This window comes from Pseudaminobacter salicylatoxidans (genome assembly GCF_003148475.1).
Classification (GTDB): Bacteria; Pseudomonadota; Alphaproteobacteria; order Rhizobiales; family Rhizobiaceae; genus Pseudaminobacter; species Pseudaminobacter salicylatoxidans.
In genome coordinates this window covers 39,094-46,790 of record NZ_QGGG01000024.1, presented here as the reverse complement: position 1 = coordinate 46,790, position 7,697 = coordinate 39,094, and the positions used below count along the sequence as shown (strand labels likewise).

Annotated in this window: 9 protein-coding genes; all 9 read right to left on the bottom strand. The window is 59.5% G+C overall.

Translation table 11 applies throughout. The annotated features are described in order from the left end of the window. Window positions 1–402: 402 nt before the first annotated feature. Entirely contained in the window at window positions 403–627 is a 225-nt protein-coding gene (locus C7441_RS23895) for a hypothetical protein (RefSeq protein WP_146201553.1), read from the bottom strand. Between the two features lie 60 nt (window positions 628–687). Further along, entirely contained in the window at window positions 688–1,032 is a 345-nt protein-coding gene (locus C7441_RS22470) for a DUF736 domain-containing protein (protein ID WP_032492531.1), read from the bottom strand. 311 nt (window positions 1,033–1,343) lie between these two features. Continuing rightward, window positions 1,344–2,651: a Fic family protein gene (locus tag C7441_RS22465; protein WP_244916232.1), complete on the bottom strand. Its 1,308-nt coding sequence runs from the start codon at window positions 2,649–2,651 to the stop codon at window positions 1,344–1,346. A 65-nt stretch (window positions 2,652–2,716) separates the two neighbouring features. Beyond that, on the bottom strand, window positions 2,717–2,977 hold the full coding sequence (locus C7441_RS22460) for a hypothetical protein (RefSeq protein ID WP_109614780.1): 261 nt from the start codon (window positions 2,975–2,977) through the stop codon (window positions 2,717–2,719). Window positions 2,978–3,066: 89 nt separating this feature from the next. Beyond that, window positions 3,067–3,957, bottom strand: coding sequence for an ArdC family protein (locus C7441_RS22455; protein WP_032492525.1), 891 nt, complete (start codon window positions 3,955–3,957; stop codon window positions 3,067–3,069). A gap of 316 nt (window positions 3,958–4,273) precedes the next feature. Next, on the bottom strand, window positions 4,274–4,633 hold the full coding sequence (locus tag C7441_RS22450) for a hypothetical protein (protein ID WP_109614779.1): 360 nt from the start codon (window positions 4,631–4,633) through the stop codon (window positions 4,274–4,276). Beyond that, on the bottom strand, window positions 4,630–5,313 hold the full coding sequence (locus tag C7441_RS22445; protein WP_109614778.1) for a ParA family protein: 684 nt from the start codon (window positions 5,311–5,313) through the stop codon (window positions 4,630–4,632). The genes C7441_RS22450 and C7441_RS22445 overlap by 4 nt, the downstream gene beginning before the upstream one ends. A gap of 248 nt (window positions 5,314–5,561) precedes the next feature. Continuing rightward, complete coding sequence (locus C7441_RS22440) at window positions 5,562–5,771, bottom strand: trans-acting factor B (RefSeq protein ID WP_109614777.1); 210 nt, start codon at window positions 5,769–5,771, stop codon at window positions 5,562–5,564. Between the two features lie 988 nt (window positions 5,772–6,759). Next, on the bottom strand, window positions 6,760–7,697 hold a 938-nt coding region (locus C7441_RS22430; RefSeq protein ID WP_244916231.1), incomplete at its 5' end, for a class I SAM-dependent methyltransferase.

The window sequence follows — 7,697 nt, the reverse complement described above, 5'->3', positions numbered from 1 at the left end:
TACAATGCCACGATAAAAGGCCGGACACATGACTGAACCTGACCGATCCCATCGATACAGAGTCTTGCATTCCACGGGCCGTCCACACATGGGGGTACCGTCTGTCGTTGACGCAAGACATTCGGCTTGGCACCATCGGCCCATGTTGAGAGAGAGAATACCTCTCCGTATCGCTCCCCTGCCCTTGCAACGGTTCGGCAACACTGCTCGTTTCCGGCAAGGGGCTGGTCCTCGCCATGCTCACCGCTACCGCGCCTGCGCGTGGCTCCGGTCCCGGTAAACCGCCCTTGCCCTCAACTGCGCCGCGTGGCGTCCTGAAGGTGTCGGGATGAGGGGCGTCTGCCCCTCGTGTCCCACTCGGTAGGTTCGACGGCCTGCGGCGCGTCGAACAAGGGGCGGATCTTAGAGCGCCCGGAATCTGCAAAGAGGCCGATTGGTGAAGCCTGGTCGCCAGCTCTGGTGATCGTAGACGTGGATTAGCGTTCCGATTGCCGCTTCCCCTGCCCCGAAGATTGAAAAAAGCACTTCTCCGATCTGTTCGGGATGAAGACAGGGGTAGCAATCGATCTGGCCGTCCGGTCGTTGGACCTCGATGCGGAATTGTTGAGTGTTGTCGTTCGCCGTCATGATCGCCTCCGCCGATCGGCTCGGCCGCCGAAGCGGCTGAGCCGAGGCAAGGCCGGTCCGTTAGGACCGGCGCTCGCTGTTGAGGTAATCGTTCGGGATGACCGCCATCAGCGTCTCATCGTCCTGACCGGGGTAGCGGCCGAGATTCGCGTACCAGCGGGAGTGCCCGGTGTTGAGTGTCAGCGCCAGGTAGGGCTTGTCGTCGGCGTTGAGCCGTTCCCAGATGCCGCCAACTTCAACGCGCCTGCCCCGCGGGCTCTGTGCAAACAGCCGGTACTTGGGGGCCTTCTCGTTGTCGCTGGTAACCGGCTCGCCGGTAACGTCGATGTCGAATGAGAGGGTGGCGATGTTGCCGGTGATCTTCTTGCCGTCGATCTGGATGAAGTTTGCGAGGGTGTCGGTCATTGTGATGCTCCTTGTTAGCGAGTTGCCGATGGGAGCTTTCAAAGAGCGGATATGGGCCGGACCACACCGAAGGCCGTAGCGTCAGCGAAGGACCGGGACTGGACGCGATTTTGTCTCGCGAGGAAGGCCGAACCGGGGTCCCCGCCCGACATGTCGGGTGGGGTGGTGATGCCGGGGAAAATCGTAGATAGGCGCGGTTGTGGTGCGGAACACCGCTCTTAGCTTCCCATCACCGGTAATTCGTGGACATACAAGGGGTATTGCAAGGGGCTGATCGACACCCTCCCCCAAACATGACGACGCCGGCGGGATTACCGGCTTGGTCCGCCTTTGCCTAACGACTGCGATTGGTTGAGTTCGCGGGCCTGGTTGCGCACCTGAGCATCGCCCTTGTCGAGCGTTTTCAGGACTGTGCGCGCGGTCGCAAGCTGTTGTTCATTGGCGCCATGTTTCTCGGCGATCGGCGCGAGGTTGCGAGCCGTCCTGAGCCTGCCGATATCGTCACCGAACCGCTTCTCGAATGAACGAATGGACTTGCTCAACTCGGTTTTCTGGTCGTCGGAAAGAGGCTGCTTCTTCTCGATCGCGCTCATCAGCGCGGCGCTTGGCTGGGCGATTTCCACCTTGCCGCGCTCGGCCAGCTCATGCTTTTCCTGGGCCAGGGTCTGACGGATGCCATGCACCAGCGAAATGTAATCATCGGCAACACCACGTAGGCCTGTTCGTCCTGCTATGGCTCGACGGTAGTCCATCCGTTCCTCACGGCTGGAGAAGACGCCGCCTGCGCCCTTGTATGGGCCATAGGCCTCCGGATCGAGACTGAGGCGGGCAATTACGTCGCGATCGCCAATCTTGCCGCTCATGGCGGTTTCGCGAACCGCGTCGAGCATCTTGGACGGATCGCGGTAGACCCCGGCCGCCATTCGGTCGAGGTTGCGGCTGGTTTCACGGAAATAGTCGGATTGCTCCAGGGCCTTGTCGAGGTCCGTCTTGCTAACGGCAGAGTCGAGTGTGCGGGCCGGAAGGATGGGTTGGCCGGTCATGGTCTTTTCTTCGGGACCAAGCCCAGGTAGGCCGCGCAGCGCATCGGCCGACTGAGCCCGATCGATGGCGCCGGAGCGCACATACGGTTTGAGATAGGCGTCGAGATGCCCCTTGCCGGGAGCTTCCAGCTCTCGCGTGAGGGCATTGAGATAATCGTTCTTGTTGGTCTGCGACCAGTCGATGTGGATACCCGCGCGACGGCAAAGCTCGGTATGCACCGTCATGATCGTGCGGCCGTTCCCATCAAGGAAAGGATGGGCATAGGCGAGATTGCCCATCACCTCGCCGGGTTTCTCGCGCATCGTGGCAGCATCGTTGCCCTGCCCCAAGGCATAGTCGACGCCTCGGCCGACATGCGAGGCGAACATGAATTCCACGGCCCCTTTCGTGACGTGGAGATCTCGAGCGTTCTGGGAGCGGTCCTGACCAGCCCACGGATAGACGTCACCAAACAAGGTTTCGTGCGTCTTCTTTACGTCCTCAAATGAAAGTCGCTCGACGCGACTAAGGTTGTGCAAGGCACGCTCGACATTGCCGCGAAAGGCATCATGCTCAAGGTCTTTGACCTTGGCCATGTCCTTTTGCCCGGCATGATTTCGCAGATATCCTCGTGTGGCAAAATCGCCGAACGGATCAAACGTCATCCTCGCGCTTGGCGTTCATCAAGATATCGGGAATGGAGACGGGTCAACTCAACACCGTTGATGACTCCCGCCTTGCGCAAGGCGACAACGACTTCCTGGACCTCATCAAACGCGACATCATCACCAGCCAGGCGCGTTACATCGTCCGCCCAATCGTCAAGCTCGGTACGAGCCGCGACAATTCCGTGCTGCTTTGCAAGCGCCAAGATGCATTCCTCGGCGGTCAGTTCAGTGGTGTGACGAACAGCGTGTGCCATGACAATCCTCAATATTTTCTGTCTGTTAACCTAGCATATGCTGGTACGGGAATCGAGTGCAGGGCTCCGACCACCAAGGGTAGAGCGGCCTAAGCGGCCGCCCTTTTTTCTTGAAGCGAGTGCAGGTAGTCGGCCGCCGCTTGCGCCTTGGAAGCGGCCCGGAAGATGGCGCGCTTATCCTGCTTCATGACGGCCAACCAACTGGCAAGGTACGACGCACTCTCGGGCCTGACCGAAGCGGTGATTTCGAGATCGGAGCAAAGGAAACATGCTGAAATTTCGGCGACCAGCTCCTCGAAATGGTATTCGTGATGCCGCTTGTCGGTGCTCTTGAGCCGGTCAAGCCGCTTGCTCGATCCTGACCAGTGAGAGACCTCATGCAGGATGGTCGAATAATATGCCTCGGGGCTTTCGAACGCCCGAAACGGCGGCATTTTGATCATGTCGAGCGCGGGAATGTAGCAGGCCCGATCCCCCTGATGTTGGATCACTGCGCCGGTGTTTTCAATGAACCGGTCGGCGCCTGCGATGCGCCGATCTTCCGGCATGGGGATTGGTTTGGCGTAGAAATCTTCCGGAAGGCCGTCAATTTGCGAGAGATTGAAGACGGTATACCCCTTGAGATAGGGGATTTCCCGGTCCTCATCCTCGCCTCGTCCGTTATCGACGCTGCGGGTCACGGTTCCGTATTTGACGATGATGGTTCCCTTTTCGCCTTTACAGACCTGGCCGCCAAGCTCCTGCGCCTGTTTGTAGGTCATGAACCTATCGTGCTGGAAGTTGTTGGCGGCCGATGCAATCCACAGCAGGAGGACGTTGATCCCACGATAGGGTTCGCCGGTGGAGCGAAGCGGCCGGGGGAAGGAACTGCCGATGTTGGTGGCGCTCCAGGGCTGCATCCAGGGCCGTGTACCGGCCTCCAAGGCGGAAACGATGGTGTCGGTGATGCGCTGATAGGTATCCGTGCGGGCTTCGCTCATGGCTATCTCCTTTGCCTCGTCTTGCTGACGGGGGCTCAAGAGACAGGGCGACAAAGCGGGGGCTGCACCCGAAGGGCCGCAATGCAATGGAGGGCATCAAAGCCCTAAGAATTTGCTTCGCGAGGAAGGCCGAAGGCCGGGGAAATTGTTAGGGCGGCGATGCTGCGGAAATCGCGCGCCCTGTCAGCCATCCGTCCTAGAAAGCAAGGCAGAGGCAAAGGGGGATACCGCGACGGCCCGCCGTATCCCGTTGCGCTGTCACGGCCGGGATTTCTCCTTGCCGGTGCATCGTTGTATGCTTGGGCGATCGGTTGCCCTATCGGCCCCCTGCCCTACCGTCTTCACGCTCATAGGCATCCATCATGGAGATCAGGACGTCCTCGCCTGCGGAGATACCCATGCGCTGCGCCAACTCCCAAAAGCGGCGGCGGGTATCCTCACTGGTCGCAATGTTGAGCTTGGCCGTTCGGTTGGAACGGCGAAGGCTGCGGGCGTCGAATGGTGCCTCGGATGCCGGAGCCTTCGGCGGAGTGGCGGGCTGAGCGGAATGCCGGGCGGTAAAGCCAGCGCGTTCAGCTACCTGTTTTATCTCTGCTTGATCGGATTCCGGAACTTTTGCGCGCGGCTTGAATCCCGTAACATCAGGCAGGTCTAGGGAGACACGTTCCTTGGTCATGCTGCTGCCGTCTCCTGTTCTCGAAGGGTCTCAATGACTGCTGTTGCCAACTGCTGAGCATTCTCCTGTGCCGTCCTGGGATTGGACACGTCCTCCTCGGATAGATCGAAGATCGTTCCGCCGAGCTGGAACATGGCACTGAATGCGGCCCGCTCCATCATCGACGCCGGCAGGATCGGGATGCCCTTTTCTTCGAGCGTCGTCCGAATGTGGCGTTGCTCCCTGCTCTGCAATGCCGTGGTCATGGAAAAGACCACGCGATAGTCGATCTTGCGCCGGAAGGCTTTGCTCTCACGCTCGATAAGGGCAATCACCCTGCCCGCCTGATCGGCGTCGAGCTGCTTGCCGCGCATTGGAATTAGCACCAGGTCGGCGCGGCTGATTGCATAGCTGGCCGTGAGGTTGGCTGATCCCTCCAGGTCAACGATTACGAACGGGCATTTCTCAGCGGCGGTATCGATCGCATCAACGATCGATTCCTCGTTGATGCCGCCCATCACCTCGAGCTGTTTCGGAACCGAATCTCCAAACCGGCTCGCCCAGGTCGCGAGGGGCTGGTTGGGATCGGCGTCGATAAGCGTCACAGAAGATCCTGCAGCGGCATAGACTTGGGCCAGGACGAGAGCGGTCGTTGATTTTCCAACGCCCCCTTTTGTCGAGCAAAGGACGATAACGGGCATTGCTACTCCTTCCGGTTCTGAGTTCCTTGCCGGTTCTTTACAGGACAGAAGTTACTATAAAGTGACTTCGAGGCGGGTTCCCATCTACCATAAACCGTCCATATGGTCACCACATGGCCAGAAGGAACCAACAAGGAACCCGGTTCCTGCTCAGAACTCGATAAGAACCGGGTTCCTTATTAGAACCGGTTAGCGTTGGAAAACGCCAAGGGAGCAAGGAAAAGCCCCCCGAAGGGAGCGGCTGAAGATCAGCCGGTTTTGGCGACCTTCTTGTTGTCGTTGTCGGCTCGACCGTCGAATTTCGCGTCATAACTCAAAGTGATCGCGAAAAGAGGGGGGAAGCCGATTGTTACGCCAATTTTGAGCGTGCCCTGATGTTTAGCTTTTCCGATCAGCTTCTTGATGAAGCCGACAATTTGGCGACCGGTAAGGCGGAGGTAGGTGATGGTCTGTTTCATAGCAGTTCTCCTAAAATGATGATTTCGTGTGGTGCGAAGCAGATAGAGCGGCGGCCGGCCTGCCTTTGCACCGCGCAGCGGTCGCAACGAAGTGGAGAACCCGAAGGGTTGCCAAGGCAGGCCAGCCGCTAAATTCGCGCAGCAGACCATCCGAAATTCAGCATTTGGCACTGCGAAGTAGACCAGCACCGGTGCGTCGCACCGATGTTGCACAGGGCGAAAGAAGCTGATCGGAAAAGCGGGCAGGGGGCGTGACGGCGTGGCGATCGGCTTCCCCCCGGATCACGGTGCGATTCGTGATGAAAATGGCCGACAACCTTCCTCGCATGACAAAACCGGCTGATCTTGATGCTGACCGGCGGGAGGCATTTTCTTTGCGTGGGGCGGGGAGCGCGAGGGGAGGGGCTTTAGGGGCTCCCCTCGTACCAGTCGGTGGGCGCTCGATGCGCCTGTCGGCTGGTGGGCGGCTTGGAATTTGCAGGGAAAAGGACTATATAGGCTCTCAGGAGTGGGACGCCGGGTTTCCCCGACGCCCCCTTTCCGAGATTAAGAATTGAACCCGGATTCGGAGTAGCCAGCTCGTCCGGGTTCTTTTCATTTCTAGGGTAACGGTCATGGGCAAAAGCCACATATCGTTACCTCCTTTTGAGGGCGAGGCCGTCGCCTCGGCCGGGGTGGCCTATCCTCCCCGATCGGCGCGGGCTGCTCCGCGCCTTGCTGCTTCCGCCCTCAAATCTGATTAGCGTTCCCTGTATAATGCCATTTTGCGAGCGTTGCGAAGGGCGGCACGGCTGGTTTCGAACCTGTAGCCGTCCCATTCCTTCCACGGCTCCCAGCCCCATCGGCGTCGGGTGGCCATACCAGACGCGGACCTCGACGCGCTCCGCGTCAAGCTCCCTGACGATTGAGACCGTGAATGATCCGCCCATATTCGAGGGCGTATCGAACACCTCGACGTGCCGGATTGTCCGGCTTTCCTTGGCCCTGCTCATAGCAAGGCCAACTGTTCGGCGGGTTGGCGGGAAATCTGCGGCATGGGCTTCGCCTCAATCCGCTCGATCTCATCGGCCTTGCGGGCGCGCGCCTCGGCAAAATCGAAACAGGCGATCTCGCAAATGATCGAGGTATCTTTCCATTGGTCGCGGAAAATCGAGGTGTCGATTCCGACTCCTGCGTCCATTTCAAAGCCTGTCGCCTTGGAAAACTCGGCGCCACGGCCTGAATTGCGGCGCTCGTAATAGGGGCGTCCGGAATACTGGAAGCTGGCGGACTGCTGCGGAATGATGAACGCGCCATGATCGGCAAGCTCAGCGGCAATATCGATCACATGAAACTCAAAATCCGGGCCGCGATAGCGCGGGCCGTTGCCATGGCGTTTGACCTTGCCGAATGGCGGATTGCCAATAGCCATATCGAAACGGCCTAGATCGAGTTCGCGCCAGTCGAACACATCGGCATTGATCCACCTGGCCTCCGGCAACAGCTTGCGGCCAACCTCGCAATATCGCGGGTTGATCTCGACGCAGGTCATATCCGGGGTTCTGCCGCAATAGGCTGCACGATGATAGATGAAATAGCTGAGCACGCCGATACCGGCGCAAAGGTCGACGACACGCCCGCCAGTTCCGTCGAGGGCGAAATCACCGGCAAGGTCGAAGGGGGTAAAGAACGCTCCCGACGCGCCGTTGATGTGGTTCGCGCCTTCGTGCCAATGCCGAAACACAAATTCCCGCTCGTCGTCGGTGAGCCTGTCCTTCGTCAAGATCGCCTCTGCCTCGTCATGGGCTTTTCGCTGCGCCCGCGTGAGTTTTGCCATGGTCCTGAATCTCCTTTTCCCGCGAAGCGGCTTTCCTGCCCGAAGGGGCAGGAGCCCCGCTCCTGCTCCCGAGCTCGTGCGGAACAGCGGGGGAGAGGGGGGCAAGCCGA

Excerpts from the sequence above, each read along its gene's own strand:
- C7441_RS22450 (WP_109614779.1), bottom strand. The coding sequence starts at position 4,633 with ATGACCAAGGAACGTGTCTCCCTAGACCTGCCTGATGTTACGGGATTC.
- C7441_RS22465 (WP_244916232.1), bottom strand. The coding sequence starts at position 2,651 with ATGGCCAAGGTCAAAGACCTTGAGCATGATGCCTTTCGCGGCAATGTC.
- C7441_RS22445 (WP_109614778.1), bottom strand. The coding sequence starts at position 5,313 with ATGCCCGTTATCGTCCTTTGCTCGACAAAAGGGGGCGTTGGAAAATCA.
- C7441_RS22470 (WP_032492531.1), bottom strand. The coding sequence starts at position 1,032 with ATGACCGACACCCTCGCAAACTTCATCCAGATCGACGGCAAGAAGATC.
- C7441_RS23895 (WP_146201553.1), bottom strand. The coding sequence starts at position 627 with ATGACGGCGAACGACAACACTCAACAATTCCGCATCGAGGTCCAACGA.
- C7441_RS22455 (WP_032492525.1), bottom strand. The coding sequence starts at position 3,957 with ATGAGCGAAGCCCGCACGGATACCTATCAGCGCATCACCGACACCATC.
- C7441_RS22460 (WP_109614780.1), bottom strand. The coding sequence starts at position 2,977 with ATGGCACACGCTGTTCGTCACACCACTGAACTGACCGCCGAGGAATGC.
- C7441_RS22440 (WP_109614777.1), bottom strand. The coding sequence starts at position 5,771 with ATGAAACAGACCATCACCTACCTCCGCCTTACCGGTCGCCAAATTGTC.